The organism is Streptomyces sp. NPDC087859, from assembly GCF_044742595.1.
In the GTDB taxonomy this organism is placed as follows: domain Bacteria; phylum Actinomycetota; class Actinomycetes; order Streptomycetales; family Streptomycetaceae; genus Streptomyces; species Streptomyces canus_F.
This window is the reverse complement of sequence record NZ_JBIUUU010000007.1, coordinates 105,780-124,302: the sequence shown is the minus strand read 5'-3', so window position 1 is coordinate 124,302 and position 18,523 is coordinate 105,780. Positions and strand designations below refer to the sequence as shown.

Sequence of the window (18,523 nt, the reverse complement as noted above, 5' to 3'; positions counted from 1 at the left end):
CCAGGAGATTCCGCAACCGTGGCTTCCACGAACGACCTCAAGAACGGCCTTGTGCTCAAGCTCGAAGGCGGCCAGCTCTGGTCCGTCGTCGAGTTCCAGCACGTCAAGCCCGGCAAGGGCCCGGCCTTCGTGCGCACCAAGCTCAAGAACGTGCTGTCCGGCAAGGTCGTCGACAAGACGTTCAACGCCGGCGTCAAGGTCGAGACGGCCACTGTCGACAAGCGCGACATGCAGTTCTCGTACATGGACGGCGAGTACTTCGTCTTCATGGACATGGAGACCTACGACCAGCTGATGATCGACCGCAAGACGGTCGCCGACGCCGCGAACTTCCTCATCGAGGGCTTCACGGCCACGGTCGCGCAGCACGAGGGCGAGGTGCTCTTCGTCGAGCTGCCGGCCGCCGTCGAGCTCGTCGTCCAGGAGACCGAGCCGGGCCTGCAGGGCGACCGCTCCACCGGTGGCACCAAGCCCGCCACCCTGGAGACCGGTCACCAGATCAACGTGCCGCTCTTCATCACCACCGGTGAGAAGATCAAGGTCGACACCCGCACGAGCGACTACCTCGGCCGGGTGAACAGCTAACCGTGGCTGCCCGCAACACGGCCCGCAAGCGCGCCTTCCAGATCCTCTTCGAGGGCGACCAGCGCGGCGTCGATGTCCTGACGGTCCTCGCGGACTGGATCCGGCTGTCCCGGGACGACACCCGGCAGCCGCCGGTCAGCGAGTACACGATGCAGTTGGTCGAGGGCTACGCGGAGCACGCGAAGCGCATCGACGAGCTGATCGCGCAGTACTCGGTCGGCTGGACGCTCGACCGGATGCCGGTCGTGGACCGCAACATCCTGCGTCTCGGCGCGCACGAGCTGATCTGGGTCGACGCGACGCCTGACGCCGTCGTGCTGGACGAGATGGTGCAGCTGGCGAAGGAGTTCTCCACGGACGAGTCGCCGGCGTTCGTGAACGGCCTGCTGGGCCGTTTCAAGGACCTGAAGCCGTCTCTGCGTCGCGACGAGGCGTAGGAGCCGCCAGATCGCCAGAGGTACGACATGCCAGAGGGCCCGCAGCGTGATTGCTGCGGGCCCTCTGGCATCCCGGTGCCCCTGAGACCCCCGAGGGCCGCAGAAAGCCGCCGGGGTGGCCGGAACCGTGAAGTTCCGGCCACCCCGGCGGCACGTTTCTGCTGAGGCGGGAAGCGGCTCAGCCCTCGTCGTGGGAGACCGCGCGACGCGCGTCGGCGTCCAGGACGCCCCAGCTGATCAGCTGCTCGGTGAGGACCGAGGGCGACTGGTCGTAGATGACGGCGAGTGTGCGCAGGTCGTCCTGGCGGATCGAGAGCACCTTGCCGTTGTAGTCACCGCGCTGCGACTGGATCGTCGCGGCGTAGCGCTGTAGGGGGCCCGCCTTCTCGGCCGGCACGTGGGCCAGCCGCTCCAGGTCGAGGACCAGCTTCGGCGGCGGCTCGGCGGCTCCGCCCGGCGTGGTGCCAGGCAGCAGCTCCTGGACGGGTACGCCGTAGAAATCCGCCAGCTCGGCGAGACGCTGCACGGTCACGGCGCGGTCGCCACGCTCGTACGAACCGACCACGACCGCCTTCCAGCGTCCCTGGGACTTCTCCTCGACACCGTGGAGGGAAAGGCCCTGCTGGGTGCGGATGGCCCGGAGCTTGGCCCCGAGCTGTTTGGCGTATTCGCTGGACATATAGCTCCCCGGACACTGGATCAACGCGACTGGGGTTGTTTCCTGCCGCGCGTCTGGTAACTCACTGTGAGGTTACGCAGCGTGACTCTTGTGCGTCAAGCCGAATGGTCCACACCGACTCTTCCGTGCCCGCGGTGGCTGATTGGGCCAAGGGGGTGAACGGGGTGGTCGTCCGGGCCTGCTAACGTGGATGGCGCAATTCCGACGTCCTTTAAGGTCCGTCCCGTGAGGCGGAGAAGGAGGTCCGTTTCATATGGACAAGCAGGACAACCAGCAGGACGCACCGTCCGATGCCCGGCCCGTTCTCGAAGGCCCCGACATCGCACGCGTGCTGACCCGCATCGCCCACGAGATCGTCGAACGCGCCAAGGGCGCCGACGACGTGGTGCTCCTCGGCATCCCGACCCGCGGCGTCTTCCTCGCCCAGCGGCTCGCCGCCAAGCTCGAGGAGATCACCGAGCGCAAGATTCCGGTCGGTTCGCTCGACATCACCATGTACCGGGACGATCTGCGCATGCACCCGCCGCGTGCGCTGGCCCGCACCGACATCCCCGGTGACGGCATCGACGGCCGCCTCGTCGTCCTCGTCGACGACGTGCTCTTCTCCGGCCGCACCATCCGCGCCGCCCTCGACGCCCTGAACGACATCGGGCGTCCGCGCGCGGTGCAGCTCGCGGTCCTCGTCGACCGCGGCCACCGCGAACTGCCCATCCGCGCCGACTACGTCGGCAAGAACCTCCCCACGTCGTTGCGGGAGACGGTCAAGGTCCTGCTCGCCGAGGAGGACGGTCGCGACACCGTGCTGCTCGGCGCCAAGCAGACCCCGTAGCGAGACGGCGAGGGACGCCTGACTTCGGCGTGCCCGCACTTGCCCGTAATCTCCCGAACTTCCCTACGGAGCCTGACAGATGCAGCGTCATCTCATCTCGGCCGCCGACCTCACCCGCGACGACGCCGTCCTGATCCTCGACACCGCCGAGGAGATGGCCCGGGTCGCCGACCGGCCGATCAAGAAGCTGCCGACCCTGCGCGGCCGCACGATCGTCAACCTCTTCTTCGAGGACTCCACGCGTACGCGTATCTCCTTCGAGGCCGCGGAGAAGCGCCTCTCCGCGGACGTCATCAACTTCACGGCCAAGGGGTCGAGCGTGTCCAAGGGTGAGTCCCTCAAGGACACCGCCCAGACCCTGGAGGCCATGGGCGTCGACGCCGTCGTCATCCGGCACGGCGCCTCCGGAGCCCCGTACCGGCTCGCCACCTCCGGCTGGATCGACGCCGTCGTGATCAACGCCGGTGACGGCACCCACCAGCACCCCACCCAGGCCCTGTTGGACGCCTTCACCATGCGCCGCCGCCTCATCGGCAGGGACGCCGGCCTCGGCCAGGACCTGTCCGGCAAGCGCATCACACTCGTCGGCGACGTCCTGCACAGCCGGGTCGCCCGCTCCAACGTCGACCTGCTGCACACCCTCGGCGCCGAGGTCACCCTCGTCGCCCCGCCCACCCTGGTGCCGGTCGGCGTCGAGTCCTGGCCGTGCGAGGTGTCGTACGACCTGGACAGCACGCTCTCCAAGTCCGACGCGGTGATGATGCTGCGCGTGCAGCGCGAGCGCATGAACGCCGCGTTCTTCCCGACCGAGCGCGAGTACTCGCGGCGCTACGGCCTCGACGGCGAGCGCATGGCGAAGATGCCCGAGCACGCCATCGTGATGCACCCCGGGCCGATGGTCCGCGGCATGGAGATCACCGCCGAGGTCGCCGACTCCGACCGCTGCACCGTCGTCGAGCAGGTCGCAAACGGAGTCTCCATCCGGATGGCCGTTCTGTACCTGCTGCTGGGTGGCAACGAGCCCGCCGTCAGCCACACCCGTATCGAGGAGAAGTAAGAGACATGAGCAAGATCCTGATCCGTGGTGCGAAGGTGCTCGGCGGCGAGCCGCAGGACGTCCTGATCGACGCCGGCGTCATCGCCGAGGTGGGCACCGGTCTGTCGGACGAGGGGGCCGAGGTCGTCGAGGCGGGGGGCAAGGTCCTCCTCCCGGGCCTCGTCGATCTGCACACCCATCTGCGCGAGCCCGGTCGCGAGGACTCCGAGACCGTCCTGACCGGTACGCGCGCGGCGGCCTCCGGTGGCTACACGGCCGTCTTCGCCATGGCCAACACCTTCCCGGTCGCCGACACCGCCGGTGTGGTCGAGCAGGTCTACCGGCTCGGCCAGGAGCACGGGTACTGCGATGTGCAGCCCATCGGTGCCGTCACCGTCGGCCTGGAGGGCCGCAAGCTCGCCGAGCTGGGGGCCATGCACGAGTCGGCGGCCGGTGTGACCGTGTTCTCCGACGACGGCAAGTGCGTGGACGACGCGGTGATCATGCGCCGGGCACTGGAGTACGTGAAGGCCTTCGGCGGGGTCGTCGCCCAGCACGCGCAGGAGCCGCGGCTGACCGAGGGCGCCCAGATGAACGAGGGCATCGTCTCGGCCGAGCTGGGTCTCGGCGGCTGGCCCGCGGTGGCCGAGGAATCGATCATCGCCCGGGATGTCCTGCTCGCCGAGCACGTCGGTTCCCGCGTCCACATCTGCCACCTGTCGACCGCCGGCTCGGTCGAGATCGTCCGCTGGGCCAAGTCCCGCGGCATCGACGTCACCGCCGAGGTCACCCCGCACCACCTGCTCCTCACCGACGAGCTGGTGCGCACGTACAACCCGGTCTACAAGGTCAACCCGCCGCTGCGCACCGAGCGCGACGTGTTCGCCCTGCGCGAGGCGCTGGCCGACGGCACGATCGACATCGTCGCCACCGACCACGCCCCGCACCCGCACGAGGACAAGGACTGCGAGTGGGCCGCGGCCGCCATGGGGATGGTGGGCCTGGAGACCGCGTTGTCAGTGGTGCAGGAGACCATGGTGGACACCGGGCTCCTCACCTGGGCCGGGGTCGCCGACCGCATGTCCTTCAAGCCCGCGCAGATCGGGCAGGCCGCCGGTCACGGCCGCCCCGTCTCGGCAGGTGAGCCCGCCAACCTCACGCTCGTCGACACGGAATACCGTGGGGACGTGGACCCCGCGGGCTTCGCCTCGCGCAGCCGGAACACCCCGTACGAGGGGCGTGAGCTGCCGGGCCGTGTGACGCACACCTGGCTCCGGGGCAAGGCCACGCTCGTCGACGGGAAGCTCACGTGACACCTGTAATCCTGCTGGCCGCCGAGCAGAAATCGGCTGAGGTCACCGACTGGGCCGCCCGGGTCGGGTGGCTCGTCGGACTCACGCTGTTCGTCGCGCTCATCTACTGGCTGATGCGCGAGGGCTGGAAGTGGCGCGGCACGCTCCAGGCCGACCTGCCCGAGCTGCCTGCCGCGCCGTCCGAGCCCGGTGCGGCGAGACTGACGATGAGCGGCCGCTACCACGGCTCCACCACTGCCGGGCAGTGGCTCGACCGCATCGTGGCGCACGGCCTCGGCACCCGCAGCCGGGTCGAGCTCACGCTGACGGACGCGGGACTGGACGTCGTACGCCCCGGCGCGGCCGACTTCTTCGTCCCCGCCGCCGCACTGCGCGAGGCCCGGCTCGACAAGGGCATCGCCGGCAAGGTCCTCACCGAGGGCGGGCTGCTGGTCGTGACCTGGGAACACGGCGACCGGCTGCTCGACTCCGGGTTCCGCTCCGACCGCGCGGCCGAGCACAACGAGTGGGTCGACGCCATTAACTCCATGATCAACAAGACGGAAACGGAAGGCGCACGATGACGACCTCCACTAAGGGGAACGCCTCGCAGAGGAAAGGGGCGCTTCCCGCGGTACTCGTCCTGGAGGACGGCCGGATCTTCCGCGGCCGTGCCTACGGGGCCGTGGGGGAGACCTTCGGCGAGGCGGTGTTCTCCACCGGCATGACCGGCTACCAGGAGACCCTCACCGACCCGTCCTATCACCGCCAGGTCGTCGTGATGACCGCCCCGCACGTCGGCAACACCGGCGTCAACGACGAGGACGCCGAGTCTCAGCGGATCTGGGTCGCCGGCTACGTCGTGCGCGACCCCGCGCGCGTGCCCTCCAACTGGCGCTCGCGCCGCTCCCTGGACGAGGAGCTCACCAAGCAGGGCGTCGTCGGCATCAGCGGTATCGACACCCGGGCGCTCACCCGCCATCTGCGTGAGCGCGGCGCCATGCGCGTCGGTATCTTCTCCGGCGACGCGCTGCCCGACGACGGCACCATGCTCGCCGAGGTCCGCCAGGCCCCCGAGATGAAGGGCGCGAACCTCTCCGCAGAGGTCGCCACCAAGGAGGCGTACGTCGTCCCCGCGATCGGCGAGAAGAAGTTCACCGTCGCCGCCGTCGACCTCGGCATCAAGGGCATGACCCCGCACCGCATGGCCGAGCGCGGCATCGAGGTGCATGTGCTGCCCGCCACGGCGACCGTCGAGGACGTGTACGCCGTGAACCCGGACGGCGTGTTCTTCTCCAACGGCCCCGGCGACCCGGCCACCGCGGACCACCCGGTCGCCGTCATGCAGGCGGTCCTGGAGCGCAGGACGCCGCTCTTCGGCATCTGCTTCGGCAACCAGATCCTGGGCCGCGCCCTCGGCTTCGGCACCTACAAGCTGAAGTACGGCCACCGCGGCATCAACCAGCCCGTGCAGGACCGTACGACCGGCAAGGTCGAGGTCACCGCCCACAACCACGGCTTCGCCGTCGACGCCCCGCTCGACAAGGTGTCCGACACCCCCTACGGCCGCGCCGAGGTCTCCCACGTCTGCCTGAACGACAACGTGGTGGAGGGCCTCCAGCTGCTCGACCAGCCGGCCTTCAGCGTCCAGTACCACCCCGAAGCGGCAGCGGGCCCGCACGACGCCGCCTACCTGTTCGACCGCTTCGTATCTCTGTTGGAGGGCCAGCGTGCCTAAGCGCACCGATATCCAGTCCGTCCTGGTCATCGGCTCCGGCCCGATCGTCATCGGCCAGGCCGCCGAGTTCGACTACTCCGGCACTCAGGCGTGCCGCATCCTGCGCGCCGAGGGGATCAGGGTCATCCTGGTCAACTCCAACCCGGCGACGATCATGACCGACCCGGAGATCGCCGACGCCACCTACGTCGAGCCGATCACCCCGGAGTTCGTCGAGAAGATCATCGCCAAGGAGCGCCCCGACGCCCTGCTGCCCACCCTGGGCGGCCAGACGGCCCTCAACACCGCGATCTCGCTGCACGAGGCCGGGACGCTGGAGAAGTACGGCGTCGAGCTGATCGGCGCCAACGTCGAGGCCATCAACAAGGGCGAGGACCGCGACCTCTTCAAGGGCGTCGTCGAAGCGGTGAACGCGAAGATCGGGCACGGCGAGTCCGCCCGCTCGGTCATCTGCCACTCCATGGACGACGTCCTCAAGGGCGTCGAGACGCTCGGCGGCTACCCGGTCGTCGTCCGCCCGTCCTTCACCATGGGCGGCGCCGGCTCCGGCTTCGCCCACGACGAGGAGGAGCTGCGCCGCATCGCGGGCCAGGGCCTCACGCTCTCCCCGACCACCGAGGTGCTCCTGGAGGAGTCCATCCTCGGCTGGAAGGAGTACGAGCTGGAGCTGATGCGCGACAAGAACGACAACGTCGTGGTCGTCTGCTCCATCGAGAACTTCGACCCCATGGGCGTCCACACCGGCGACTCGATCACCGTCGCGCCCGCGATGACGCTGACCGACCGCGAGTACCAGCGCCTTCGTGACGTCGGTATCGCGATCATCCGCGAGGTCGGCGTCGACACCGGCGGCTGCAACATCCAGTTCGCGATCGACCCGGTCGACGGCCGCGTCATCGTCATCGAGATGAACCCGCGCGTGTCGCGCTCCTCGGCCCTCGCCTCCAAGGCGACCGGCTTCCCGATCGCCAAGATCGCGGCCAAGCTCGCCGTCGGCTACACCCTCGACGAGATCCCCAACGACATCACGCAGGAGACCCCGGCCTCCTTCGAGCCGACGCTCGACTACGTGGTCGTGAAGGCCCCGCGCTTCGCCTTCGAGAAGTTCCCGCAGGCCGACTCCACCCTGACCACCACCATGAAGTCGGTCGGCGAGGCCATGGCCATCGGCCGCAACTTCACCGAGGCCTTCCAGAAGGCGCTGCGCTCGCTGGAGAAGAAGGGCAGCCAGTTCACCTTCGTCGGCGAGCCCGGCGACAAGGAGGCGCTGCTGACGGAGGCCGTCCGTCCCACCGACGGCCGCATCAACACCGTCATGCAGGCCATCCGCGCGGGCGCCACGCCGGAGGAGGTCTTCGAGTACACGAAGATCGACCCCTGGTTCGTCGACCAGCTCTTCCTCATCAAGGAGATCGCCGACGAGCTCGCCGAGGCGCCGAAGCTGGACCCCGACCTGCTGGCCGAGGCCAAGCGGCACGGCTTCTCCGACCAGCAGATCGGCGAGATCCGCGGCCTGCGCGAGGACGTCGTCCGCGAGGTCCGGCACGCGCTCGGCATCCGCCCGGTCTACAAGACGGTCGACACCTGCGCCGCCGAGTTCGCCGCGAAGACGCCGTACTTCTACTCCTCCTACGACGAGGAGACGGAGGTCGCTCCCCGCGAGAAGCCGGCCGTCATCATCCTCGGCTCCGGCCCCAACCGCATCGGCCAGGGCATCGAGTTCGACTACTCCTGCGTCCACGCCTCCTTCGCGCTGAGCGAGGCCGGGTACGAGACCGTGATGGTCAACTGCAACCCCGAGACCGTCTCCACGGACTACGACACCTCCGACCGCCTGTACTTCGAGCCGCTGACGCTGGAAGACGTGCTGGAGATCGTCCACGCGGAGTCCCTCGCGGGCCCGATCGCCGGTGTCATCGTCCAGCTGGGCGGCCAGACCCCGCTGGGCCTGGCCCAGGCGCTGAAGGACAACGGCGTCCCGATCGTGGGCACCCCGCCGGAGGCCATCCACGCCGCCGAGGACCGCGGCGCCTTCGGCCGCGTGCTCGCCGAGGCGGGCCTCCCGGCCCCCAAGCACGGCACCGCGACCACCTTCGCCGAGGCCAAGGCCATCGCCGACGAGATCGGCTACCCGGTCCTGGTGCGGCCGTCGTACGTCCTCGGCGGACGCGGCATGGAGATCGTCTACGACGAGACCCGCCTCGCGTCCTACATCGCCGAGTCGACCGAGATCAGCCCCTCCCGGCCGGTCCTGGTCGACCGCTTCCTCGACGACGCCATCGAGATCGACGTCGACGCCCTCTACGACGGCGAGGAGCTCTACCTCGGCGGCGTGATGGAGCACATCGAGGAGGCCGGCATCCACTCCGGCGACTCGGCGTGCGCGCTGCCCCCGATCACCCTGGGCGGCTTCGACATCAAGCGCCTGCGGGCCTCCACCGAGGCGATCGCCAAGGGCGTCGGCGTCCGCGGCCTGATCAACATCCAGTTCGCAATGGCCGGCGACATCCTCTACGTCCTGGAGGCCAACCCGCGCGCGTCCCGCACCGTCCCCTTCACGTCGAAGGCGACCGCGGTACCGCTGGCCAAGGCCGCCGCCCGGATCTCGCTCGGCGCGACCGTCGCCGAACTGCGGGCCGAGGGACTGCTTCCGGCCAACGGCGACGGCGGCGAGCTGCCGTTCGACGCGCCGATCTCCGTCAAGGAGGCCGTCATGCCGTGGTCGCGCTTCCGCGACATCCACGGGCGCGGCGTCGACACCGTCCTCGGCCCGGAGATGCGCTCCACCGGCGAGGTCATGGGCATCGACTCCGTCTTCGGCACGGCGTACGCCAAGTCGCAGGCCGGCGCGTACGGCCCGCTGCCCACCAAGGGCCGCGCCTTCATCTCGGTCGCCAACCGTGACAAGCGCTCGATGATCTTCCCGGCGCGCGAGCTGGTCGCCCACGGCTTCGAGCTGCTCGCCACCTCCGGCACCGCCGAGGTCCTCAAGCGCAACGGCATCAACGCCAGGATCGTGCGCAAGCAGTCCGAGGGGACCGGCCCGAACGGCGAGAAGACCATCGTCCAGCTCATCCACGACGGCGAGGTCGACCTCATCGTCAACACCCCGTACGGCACCGGTGGCCGCCTCGACGGCTACGAGATCCGTACGGCGGCCGTGGCCCGGTCGGTCCCGTGCCTGACGACGGTCCAGGCGCTCGCCGCCGCCGTCCAGGGCATCGACGCCCTCAACCACGGTGACGTGGGCGTGCGCTCACTGCAGGAACACGCGGAACACCTGACCGCCGCCCGCGACTAGCAGCCCTGAGGGGGACACCGGAAACGGTGTCCCCCTCTTCATGAGGCTTCATGAGGACACCATGTACAAGATCTTCTTCAAGCTCGTCTTCACCCGCATGGACCCCGAGAAGGCCCACTACCTCGCCTTCCGCTGGATCCGCCTCGCCGTCCGCGTCCCCGTGCTCCGCACCTTCGTCGCCGCCGCCCTCGCCCCCCGCCACGAGGAGCTGCGCACCGAGGCGTTCGGCCTGCGCATGCACGGCCCCTTCGGGCTCGCCGCCGGCTTCGACAAGAACGCGGTCGCCGTCGACGGCATGTCGATGCTCGGCTTCGACCATGTCGAGATCGGCACGGTCACCGGGGAGGCCCAGCCCGGCAACCCCAAGCAGCGGCTGTTCCGGCTCGTGAAGGACCGCGCGCTGATCAACCGCATGGGCTTCAACAACGAGGGCTCGCTGGCCGTGGCGGCCCGCCTGGCCTCCCGTACGCCCGTCTTCAGGACCGTCGTGGGCGTCAACATCGGCAAGACCAAGGTCGTACCGGAGGCCGAGGCCGTCGCCGACTACGTGAAGTCGGCCGAGCGGCTCGCGCCGTACGCCGACTACCTGGTCGTCAACGTGTCGTCGCCGAACACGCCCGGGCTGCGCAATCTGCAGGCCGCCGAGGCGCTGCGGCCGCTCCTGAGCGCGGTGCGCGAGGCCGCCGACCGTACGGTCACCGGTCGCCGCGTCCCGCTCCTGGTGAAGATCGCGCCCGACCTCGCCGACGATGACGTCGACGCCGTCGCCGACCTGGCCGTGGAGCTGGGCCTGGACGGGATCATCGCCACGAACACCACCATCGCGCGCGACGGGCTCGGCCTGAAGTCCGAACCCTCGCTGGTGAAGGAGACCGGCGGCCTGTCCGGCGCTCCGCTGAAGGCACGCTCCCTGGAGGTCCTCAGGCGCCTCTACGCGCGCGTGGGCGACCGCATCACCCTCGTGGGCGTGGGCGGCATCGAGGACGCCGAGGACGCCTGGCAGCGCATTCTCGCCGGTGCCACGCTCGTCCAGGGCTACAGCGCGTTCGTCTACGCGGGTCCCTTCTGGGCCCGGGCCATCCACAAGGGGCTCGCCGCCCGCCTCCGTACGAGCCCGTACGCCACCCTCGCCGACGCGGTCGGCGCCGACGTAAGGAAGCCGGCATGAGCGTTCTCGCACCCTTCGGCGCACGTCTTCGTCAGGTCATGGACGAGCGCGGCCCGCTGTGCGTCGGCATCGACCCGCACGCGTCCCTGCTCGGCGAGTGGGGCCTGAACGACGACGTGGCGGGACTGGAGCGGTTCAGCCGCACGGTCGTCGAGGCCGTGGCGGACCGGGTCGCCGTCCTCAAGCCGCAGAGCGCGTTCTTCGAGCGCTTCGGCTCGCGCGGTGTCGCCGTCCTGGAGAAGTCGGTCGAGGAGGCGCGGGCGGCCGGTGCGCTGGTCGTCATGGACGCCAAGCGCGGCGACATCGGCTCGACCATGGCCGCCTACGCCGAGGCGTTCCTGCACAAGGACTCCCCGCTGTTCTCCGACGCGCTCACCGTCTCGCCGTACCTCGGCTACGGCTCGCTCTCGCCGGCGGTCGCGCTGGCCCGGGAGAGCGGCGCCGGTCTGTTCGTGCTGGCGCTGACGTCCAATCCCGAGGGCGGCGAGGTCCAGCACGCGATCCGTGCGGACGGCCGTGACGTCGGTGCGACGATGCTGGCGCATCTGGCGGCCGAGAACACGGGGGAGGAGCCCCTGGGGTCCTTCGGCGCCGTCGTGGGCGCCACGCTCGGCGATCTGTCGTCCTACGACCTGGACATCAACGGTCCGCTCCTCGCGCCCGGCATCGGCGCCCAGGGGGCCACTCCGGCCGACCTTCCCAGGGTGTTCGGCTCCGTGGTGCGCAATGTCGTCCCCAACGTCAGCCGGGGCGTCCTGCGGCACGGTCCCGACGTCGGCGCGCTGCGGGCGGCCGCGGAGCTGTTCGCGGAGGAGACCAGGGCCGCCGTGGCGTGAGACCGGCGGCGTCATGGCGGTCGTATGACGGTCGTCCGAGGCGTTCGAGACGTTCGGATGAGACCTCCGATGAGTGCTTCCCGGACGACTTGAGGCTGAATACATTCTCAAATCCAGGGCAGTATGCCTGAAATGTCCGGCCTGACGGAGGCTGACCAGGACTTTTCCGCTGTTCTCGCTGACTCTGGCGGAGTTGGCCGCTAGTCTCCGACGCAGAGTGAACGGGCAAGCGTGTTGCTCGTGGCTCCCCAGGTGTGGGGCGACTAGGTTCCTCACCGGTCCGTATCCGACAGTTCAACATCCGAGGTGACGTAGGCGTGGCTCTTCCGCCCCTTACCCCTGAACAGCGCGCAGCCGCGCTCGAAAAGGCCGCCGCGGCTCGCCGGGAGCGGGCCGAGGTCAAGAATCGACTCAAGCACTCCGGCGCCTCTCTTCACGAGGTCATCAAGCAGGGCCAGGAGAACGACGTCATCGGCAAGATGAAGGTCTCCGCCCTGCTCGAGTCGCTACCGGGCGTGGGCAAGGTCCGCGCCAAGCAGATCATGGAGCGTCTGGGCATCTCCGAGAGCCGCCGTGTGCGTGGTCTCGGTTCGAACCAGATCGCTTCTCTGGAGCGTGAGTTCGGCAGCACCGGTTCCTGAGTCCGGCACAGTCCGGACCGGGAGTCCCGGGCACCCCGGGATTGCTGGAATAATCGCTGCATGAGTGAACGTCCGCGGCTGACCGTGCTCTCCGGCCCCTCAGGGGTCGGCAAGAGCACGGTCGTCGCCCATATGCGCAAGGAACACCCCGAGGTCTGGCTCTCGGTGTCGGCGACGACCCGCAAGCCCCGCCCCGGCGAGAAGCACGGTGTCCACTACTTCTTCGTCACCGACGAGGAGATGGACAAGCTGATCGCCAACGGTGAGCTGCTGGAGTGGGCCGAGTTCGCCGGCAATCGCTACGGCACCCCGCGCGACGCGGTGCTGGAGCGGCTGGAGGCGGGCGAGCCGGTTCTTCTGGAGATCGATCTCCAGGGCGCCCGGCAGGTCCGCGAGTCCATGCCGGAGGCTCAGCTGGTGTTCCTGGCCCCTCCCTCCTGGGAGGAGCTCGTGCGCAGGCTCACGGGGCGTGGCACCGAGCCGCCCGCCGTGATCGAACGCCGTCTTGAGGCGGCGAAGGTCGAACTGGCGGCCGAGCCCGAGTTCGATGTGACCTTGGTCAACACCTCCGTCGAGGACGTGGCGCGCGAGCTGCTAGCCTTGATGGATGTTGTGTGATCGTGCCTGACCGTTGAGGCTTGATCATTCACACTGATTCTTTCCCACCCATCGGAAGGCAGAGCGTGTCCTCTTCCATCACCGCGCCCGAGGGCATCATCAACCCTCCGATCGACGAGCTCCTCGAGGCCACCGACTCGAAGTACAGCCTCGTGATCTACGCCGCCAAGCGTGCGCGTCAGATCAACGCGTACTACTCGCAGCTCGGCGAGGGCCTCCTCGAGTACGTCGGTCCGCTGGTCGACACCCACGTGCACGAGAAGCCGCTCTCGATCGCGCTCCGCGAGATCAACGCGGGTCTGCTGACGTCCGAGGCCGTCGAGGGCCCGGCGCAGTAACCAGTATTTTCGGCTTCGAGCTGGCTTTTCCACAGGCCCGGCAGCGCGACTGTCGGGCCTGTGGTGTGTCATGGAGTCGTCGGTTCGAGGGATGGGAGACCTGGTGGACAAGCCGAAAGTCGTGCTGGGGGTCAGCGGTGGCATCGCCGCCTACAAGGCCTGTGAGCTGTTGCGCAGACTGACGGAGTCGGGCCACGACGTACGCGTGGTGCCCACCGCCTCCGCGCTGCACTTCGTCGGTGCCGCCACCTGGTCCGCCCTCTCCGGCAACCCCGTCTCGACCGAGGTGTGGGACGACGTGCACGAGGTGCCGCACGTCCGCATCGGGCAGCACGCCGACCTGGTGGTCGTCGCCCCGGCCACGGCCGACATGCTCGCGAAGGCGGCCCACGGCCTCGCGGACGACCTGCTCACCAACACGCTCCTGACCGCCCGCTGTCCGGTCGTCTTCGCCCCCGCGATGCACACCGAGATGTGGGAGCACCCGGCCACCCAGGAGAACGTGGCGACCCTGCGCCGCCGGGGCGCGGTCGTCATCGAACCGGCCGTCGGGCGCCTCACCGGCGTCGACACCGGCAAGGGACGGCTGCCCGACCCGGGTGAGATCTTCGAGGTCTGCCGCCGCGTCCTCGCCCGGGGCGTCACCGAGCCGGACCTCAAGGGACGGCACGTCGTCGTCAGCGCCGGCGGCACCCGTGAGCCCCTCGACCCGGTCCGCTTCCTCGGCAACCGCTCCTCCGGCAAGCAGGGCTACGCCCTCGCCCGCACCGCCGCCGCCCGCGGCGCCCGCGTCACGCTCATCGCCGCGAACACCGGGCTGCCGGACCCCGCGGGGGTGGACATCGTCCCGGTCGGCACGGCCGTACAACTGCGCGAAGCCGTCCTGAAGGCGGCCGAGGACGCCGACGCGGTCGTCATGGCCGCCGCGGTCGCGGACTTCCGGCCGGAGACATACGCGGCCGGGAAGATCAAGAAGAAGGACGGCCAGGATCCGGAACCCATCGTTCTGGTACGGAATCCGGACATCCTGGCGGAGATCTCGGCAGACCGGGCCCGCCCCGGACAGGTCGTCGTCGGATTCGCCGCCGAGACGGACGACGTGCTGGCCAACGGCCGTACGAAGCTCGCCCGCAAGGGATGCGACCTTCTCGTCGTCAACGAGGTGGGGGAGCGCAAGACTTTCGGGGCGGAAGAGAACGAGGCGGTGGTACTGGGCGCCGACGGCACCGAGACGCCGGTCCCGCACGGCCCGAAGGAAGCATTGGCCGAAATCGTGTGGGACCTGGTGGCCCGGCGCATGAAGTGAATGTTTCATTCGCTCCACTGCGCTCTGTCACCTCGGTAATAGAGGCGTGGCGGGCCTGGCCAAGCCCGCCAGGGATTGGGCAGAATGCCCGTGCCGCAGGTCACAGGGCTCCCGACCAGCGAGACGGGTGAGCCTGTGACGGAGCACGACCGATAAACTGTTCTCGGACGATGCCGGGCGCAGCCCCCGAGCCCGTCCGCCCATGATCAGCCAGCAGCCGCTGCAACCCCAGGGAGCGTTGTGTCCCGTCGTCTGTTCACCTCGGAGTCTGTGACCGAGGGTCACCCTGACAAGATCGCTGACCAGATCAGCGACACCATTCTCGACGCGCTCCTGCGCGAGGACCCGACCTCCCGGGTCGCGGTCGAGACCCTGATCACGACCGGCCTGGTGCACGTGGCCGGTGAGGTCACCACCAAGGCGTACGCCCCGATCCCCCAGCTCGTCCGGGACAAGATCCTCGAGATCGGTTACGACTCCTCGAAGAAGGGCTTCGACGGCGCCTCCTGCGGTGTCTCGGTGTCCATCGGCTCGCAGTCCCCGGACATCGCGCAGGGTGTCGACACCGCGTACGAGAAGCGGGTCGAGGGTGACGAGGACGAGCTCGACAAGCAGGGCGCCGGCGACCAGGGCCTGATGTTCGGCTACGCGACGGACGAGACGCCGACGCTGATGCCGCTGCCGATCTTCCTGGCGCACCGGCTGTCGAGCCGTCTGTCCGAGGTCCGCAAGAACGGGACGATCCCCTACCTGCGCCCCGACGGCAAGACCCAGGTCACCATCGAGTACGACGGCGACAAGGCCGTCCGTCTCGACACGGTCGTGGTCTCCTCGCAGCACGCCTCCGACATCGACCTGGAGTCGCTGCTCGCCCCCGACATCCGCGAGTTCGTCGTGGAGCCGGAGCTGAAGGCGCTGCTCGACGAGGGCATCAAGCTGGAGACCGAGGGCTACCGCCTCCTGGTCAACCCGACCGGCCGCTTCGAGATCGGCGGTCCGATGGGTGACGCGGGCCTGACCGGCCGCAAGATCATCATCGACACGTACGGCGGCATGGCCCGCCACGGCGGCGGTGCCTTCTCCGGCAAGGACCCGTCCAAGGTGGACCGTTCGGCCGCGTACGCGATGCGCTGGGTCGCCAAGAACGTCGTCGCCGCGGGTCTCGCCTCGCGCTGCGAGGTGCAGGTCGCGTACGCGATCGGCAAGGCCGAGCCCGTCGGCCTGTTCGTCGAGACCTTCGGCACCGCCAAGGTCGACGCCGAGAAGATCGAGAAGGCCATCGACGAGGTCTTCGACCTGCGTCCGGCCGCGATCATCCGCGACCTCGACCTGCTGCGGCCGATCTACGCCCAGACCGCCGCGTACGGCCACTTCGGCCGTGAGCTGCCCGACTTCACGTGGGAGCGCACCGACCGCGTGGACGCGCTGCGTAGGGCGTCGGGCCTGTAAGGCCCGGCTCCACGGTTCCTCCCGAAGCCCGGCGTCCCTTGGGGGACGTCGGGCTTCGGTGCGTTCGGGCGGCGTCGGATGTCAGTGGGGTTTGGTAAGAATGCAGGCGTGAGCAGCGAGGATGAGCAGGTCGGCGGCGGCGAGGGGGCGCCGCCCGAGCAGCTTGCGTTCATTCGGGAGAGTGTGCGGAAGGCGAAGGTGCCGCGGGCGAAGCCGCGGACCTGGCGGGGGGCCGCGCTGGCCAGGGAACTGCCCGTCGCGCGGGTCCTCGTGGACAAGGGCGTGCTCCACCTCGACCGGTACTTCGACTACGCCGTGCCCGAGGAGCTCGATGCCGAGGCGCAGCCCGGGGTGCGGGTCCGGGTGCGGTTCGGGGCCGGGCGGGGTCGGGTGCGGGACGGGCGGCGTGAGGGTGGCGGGCTGATCGACGGGTTCCTCGTCGAGCGACTGGCCGAGTCCGACTACTCCGGGCCGTTGGCCGCGCTGGCTCAGGTCGTGTCGCCCGAACCGGTGCTGGGCCAGGAGCTGTTGGCGCTCACCCGGGCTGTCGCCGATCGGTATGCCGGGAGCCTTGCCGATGTGCTGCAGCTCGCCGTGCCGCCGCGGAGCGCTCGGGCCGAGCAGAGGGCTTCGGCGGAGCCCCTTCCGCCGCCCGGGGCGCCTGAGGCCGGGTCCTGGAGCCGGTACGAGCGGGGGGCCGGCTTTCTCGAGGCGCTCGCCTCGGGCGGGGCACCGAGGGCCGTCTGGAACGCGTTGCCCGGGCCCGAGTGGTGTGACGAACTGGCGCGGGCCGTCGCCGCCACGCTGGCCTCCGGGCGCGGGGCGCTGGTCGTGGTGCCGGACGGGCGGGCCGTCGCGCGGGTCGATGCCGCGCTGACCTCTCTGCTGGGGGAGGGGCGGCATGCCGTGCTCACCGCCGACGCGGGGCCCGAGAAGCGGTACCGGGAGTGGCTGGCCGTGCGGCGGGGGGCCGTTCGGGCCGTCGTGGGGACCCGGGCGGCCATGTTCGCGCCGGTACGGGATCTCGGGCTGGTCGCCATCTGGGACGACGGGGACGACAGCCACAGCGAGCCGCACGCGCCGCAGCCGCATGCCCGTGAGGTGCTGCTGCTGCGGGCCGCCCAGGACAAGTGCGGCTTCCTGCTGGGGAGCTGGAGCTGCACCGTGGAGGCCGCGCAACTCGTGGAGAGCGGGTGGGCCGCGCCGATCGTCGCCGCGCGTGAGCAGGTGCGGGCTGCCGCGCCGCTCGTGCGGACCGTGGGGGACGGGGATCTGGCCAGGGACGAGGCCGCGCGGGCCGCTCGGCTGCCGACCCTTGCCTGGCAGGCCGTCAGGGAGGGGCTGAAGCAGGGACCGGTGCTCGTGCAGGTTCCGCGGCGGGGGTATGTGCCTCGGATGGCGTGTGCCAACTGCCGGGCGCCCGCCCGGTGTCGGCACTGTTCCGGGCCGCTGGAGGCCCAGGAGGGCGTGGATGCCCTGCGGTGCGGGTGGTGTGCGCGTGAGGAGGGCGCCTGGCACTGTCCGGAGTGCGGCGGCTTTCGGCTGCGGGCCCAGGTCGTGGGTGCCCGGCGGACCGCGGAGGAGTTGGGGCGGGCGTTTCCCGCCGTACCGGTGCGGACCTCCGGGCGGGAGCATGTGCTGGACACCGTGCCGGGGGCGCCCGCGCTCGTCGTGAGTACGCCGGGGGCCGAGCCGGTGGCCGAGGGCGGGTATGCGGCCGCGCTGTTGCTGGACGGCTGGGCCATGCTCGGGCGGCCCGATCTGCGTGCCGGCGAGGACGCGTTGCGCAGGTGGATCGCCGCCGCGGCGCTGGTGCGGCCGCAGGGGGCGGGGGGCACCGTGGTCGTCGTCGCCGAGCCGACGTTGCGGCCCGTGCAGGCGCTGGTGCGGTGGGATCCCGTGGGGCATGCGGTGCGGGAGCTTTCCGAGCGCGCCGAGTTGGGGTTTCCGCCGGTGTCGCGGATGGCGGCCGTGTCGGGAGTGGGGGAGGCGGTCGCGGCGTTTCTCGCGGCTGTGGAACTGCCGGGGGAGGCGGAGGTGTTGGGGCCGGTGCCGATGGCTGTCACGGGGGTGCAGGGGCCGCGGCGGGTCGGGGCGCCGCCGCCGGGGGAGCAGTGGGAGCGGGTGCTGATTCGGGTGCCGCCGGGGAAGGGGGCGGTGCTCGCGTCCGCGCTCAAAGCCGCGCAGGCCGCCCGGATGGCTCGGGGGAGTGGGGAGCCGGTGGTGCGGGTGCGGATCGATCCGCCTGACATCGGGTGACGGGTCTGTTG

The 18,523-nt window shown here is 70.1% G+C and carries 17 protein-coding genes; 16 read left to right on the top strand and 1 reads right to left on the bottom strand.

The window, feature by feature from the left end:
- Positions 1-18: 18 nt before the first annotated feature.
- Positions 19-585 (top strand): elongation factor P, encoded by a 567-nt coding sequence (gene efp, locus ACIOHP_RS18245; RefSeq protein WP_046260055.1) that lies wholly within the window; start codon positions 19-21, stop codon positions 583-585.
- Positions 586-587: 2 nt separating this feature from the next.
- Entirely contained in the window at positions 588-1,022 is a 435-nt protein-coding gene (nusB, locus tag ACIOHP_RS18240; protein WP_046260054.1) for a transcription antitermination factor NusB, read from the top strand.
- A 178-nt stretch (positions 1,023-1,200) separates the two neighbouring features.
- Here nusB and bldD read toward each other — a convergent pair whose 3' ends face one another.
- Positions 1,201-1,701 carry a transcriptional regulator BldD gene (gene bldD, locus ACIOHP_RS18235; RefSeq protein ID WP_067366005.1) on the bottom strand — a complete coding sequence of 167 codons (501 nt, stop codon included), beginning with the start codon at positions 1,699-1,701 and terminating at the stop codon, positions 1,201-1,203.
- A 253-nt stretch (positions 1,702-1,954) separates the two neighbouring features.
- Between bldD and pyrR the strand changes: the two genes are divergently transcribed.
- The 14 genes from pyrR to ACIOHP_RS18165 all read left to right on the top strand — a co-directional run bounded on the left by pyrR (position 1,955) and on the right by ACIOHP_RS18165 (position 18,512).
- Positions 1,955-2,530 (top strand): bifunctional pyr operon transcriptional regulator/uracil phosphoribosyltransferase PyrR, encoded by a 576-nt coding sequence (gene pyrR / locus ACIOHP_RS18230; protein ID WP_361487302.1) that lies wholly within the window; start codon positions 1,955-1,957, stop codon positions 2,528-2,530.
- Positions 2,531-2,609: 79 nt separating this feature from the next.
- Positions 2,610-3,587 (top strand): aspartate carbamoyltransferase catalytic subunit, encoded by a 978-nt coding sequence (locus tag ACIOHP_RS18225; protein WP_307033282.1) that lies wholly within the window; start codon positions 2,610-2,612, stop codon positions 3,585-3,587.
- Between the two features lie 5 nt (positions 3,588-3,592).
- Complete coding sequence (locus ACIOHP_RS18220) at positions 3,593-4,879, top strand: dihydroorotase (RefSeq protein ID WP_361557940.1); 1,287 nt, start codon at positions 3,593-3,595, stop codon at positions 4,877-4,879.
- Complete coding sequence (locus ACIOHP_RS18215) at positions 4,876-5,442, top strand: hypothetical protein (RefSeq protein ID WP_401888561.1); 567 nt, start codon at positions 4,876-4,878, stop codon at positions 5,440-5,442. The genes ACIOHP_RS18220 and ACIOHP_RS18215 overlap by 4 nt, the downstream gene beginning before the upstream one ends.
- Entirely contained in the window at positions 5,439-6,596 is a 1,158-nt protein-coding gene (gene carA / locus ACIOHP_RS18210) for a glutamine-hydrolyzing carbamoyl-phosphate synthase small subunit (protein WP_401888559.1), read from the top strand. The genes ACIOHP_RS18215 and carA overlap by 4 nt, the downstream gene beginning before the upstream one ends.
- Positions 6,589-9,897: a carbamoyl-phosphate synthase large subunit gene (gene carB / locus ACIOHP_RS18205; RefSeq protein WP_401888556.1), complete on the top strand. Its 3,309-nt coding sequence runs from the start codon at positions 6,589-6,591 to the stop codon at positions 9,895-9,897. Before carA ends, carB begins: the two co-directional genes overlap by 8 nt.
- A 61-nt stretch (positions 9,898-9,958) precedes the next feature.
- A complete protein-coding gene (locus ACIOHP_RS18200; protein ID WP_401889165.1) occupies positions 9,959-11,065 on the top strand; it encodes a quinone-dependent dihydroorotate dehydrogenase in 1,107 nt (368 codons plus the stop codon).
- Positions 11,062-11,901 (top strand): orotidine-5'-phosphate decarboxylase, encoded by an 840-nt coding sequence (gene pyrF / locus ACIOHP_RS18195; RefSeq protein WP_361557949.1) that lies wholly within the window; start codon positions 11,062-11,064, stop codon positions 11,899-11,901. The genes ACIOHP_RS18200 and pyrF overlap by 4 nt, the downstream gene beginning before the upstream one ends.
- A gap of 317 nt (positions 11,902-12,218) precedes the next feature.
- On the top strand, positions 12,219-12,542 hold the full coding sequence (locus ACIOHP_RS18190) for an integration host factor (protein WP_003977346.1): 324 nt from the start codon (positions 12,219-12,221) through the stop codon (positions 12,540-12,542).
- 60 nt (positions 12,543-12,602) lie between these two features.
- Positions 12,603-13,160, top strand: a complete 558-nt coding sequence (gene gmk, locus ACIOHP_RS18185) for a guanylate kinase (protein ID WP_361487317.1) — start codon at positions 12,603-12,605, stop codon at positions 13,158-13,160.
- Between the two features lie 65 nt (positions 13,161-13,225).
- Positions 13,226-13,498 carry a DNA-directed RNA polymerase subunit omega gene (gene rpoZ / locus ACIOHP_RS18180; protein ID WP_003982715.1) on the top strand — a complete coding sequence of 91 codons (273 nt, stop codon included), beginning with the start codon at positions 13,226-13,228 and terminating at the stop codon, positions 13,496-13,498.
- A 103-nt stretch (positions 13,499-13,601) separates the two neighbouring features.
- Positions 13,602-14,804, top strand: a complete 1,203-nt coding sequence (gene coaBC / locus ACIOHP_RS18175; protein ID WP_401888552.1) for a bifunctional phosphopantothenoylcysteine decarboxylase/phosphopantothenate--cysteine ligase CoaBC — start codon at positions 13,602-13,604, stop codon at positions 14,802-14,804.
- Positions 14,805-15,044: 240 nt separating this feature from the next.
- Positions 15,045-16,253: a methionine adenosyltransferase gene (metK, locus tag ACIOHP_RS18170; protein WP_361487322.1), complete on the top strand. Its 1,209-nt coding sequence runs from the start codon at positions 15,045-15,047 to the stop codon at positions 16,251-16,253.
- A 108-nt stretch (positions 16,254-16,361) separates the two neighbouring features.
- Positions 16,362-18,512: a primosomal protein N' gene (locus tag ACIOHP_RS18165; RefSeq protein WP_401888550.1), complete on the top strand. Its 2,151-nt coding sequence runs from the start codon at positions 16,362-16,364 to the stop codon at positions 18,510-18,512.
- Positions 18,513-18,523 lie beyond the last annotated feature (11 nt).

Bases quoted from the DNA above. Each gene is read 5' to 3' on its own strand.
- bldD (WP_067366005.1), bottom strand. From the start codon at position 1,701: ATGTCCAGCGAATACGCCAAACAGCTCGGGGCCAAGCTCCGGGCCATC.
- pyrR (WP_361487302.1), top strand. From the start codon at position 1,955: ATGGACAAGCAGGACAACCAGCAGGACGCACCGTCCGATGCCCGGCCC.
- ACIOHP_RS18225 (WP_307033282.1), top strand. From the start codon at position 2,610: ATGCAGCGTCATCTCATCTCGGCCGCCGACCTCACCCGCGACGACGCC.
- ACIOHP_RS18220 (WP_361557940.1), top strand. From the start codon at position 3,593: ATGAGCAAGATCCTGATCCGTGGTGCGAAGGTGCTCGGCGGCGAGCCG.
- carA (WP_401888559.1), top strand. From the start codon at position 5,439: ATGACGACCTCCACTAAGGGGAACGCCTCGCAGAGGAAAGGGGCGCTT.
- ACIOHP_RS18200 (WP_401889165.1), top strand. From the start codon at position 9,959: ATGTACAAGATCTTCTTCAAGCTCGTCTTCACCCGCATGGACCCCGAG.
- pyrF (WP_361557949.1), top strand. From the start codon at position 11,062: ATGAGCGTTCTCGCACCCTTCGGCGCACGTCTTCGTCAGGTCATGGAC.
- gmk (WP_361487317.1), top strand. From the start codon at position 12,603: ATGAGTGAACGTCCGCGGCTGACCGTGCTCTCCGGCCCCTCAGGGGTC.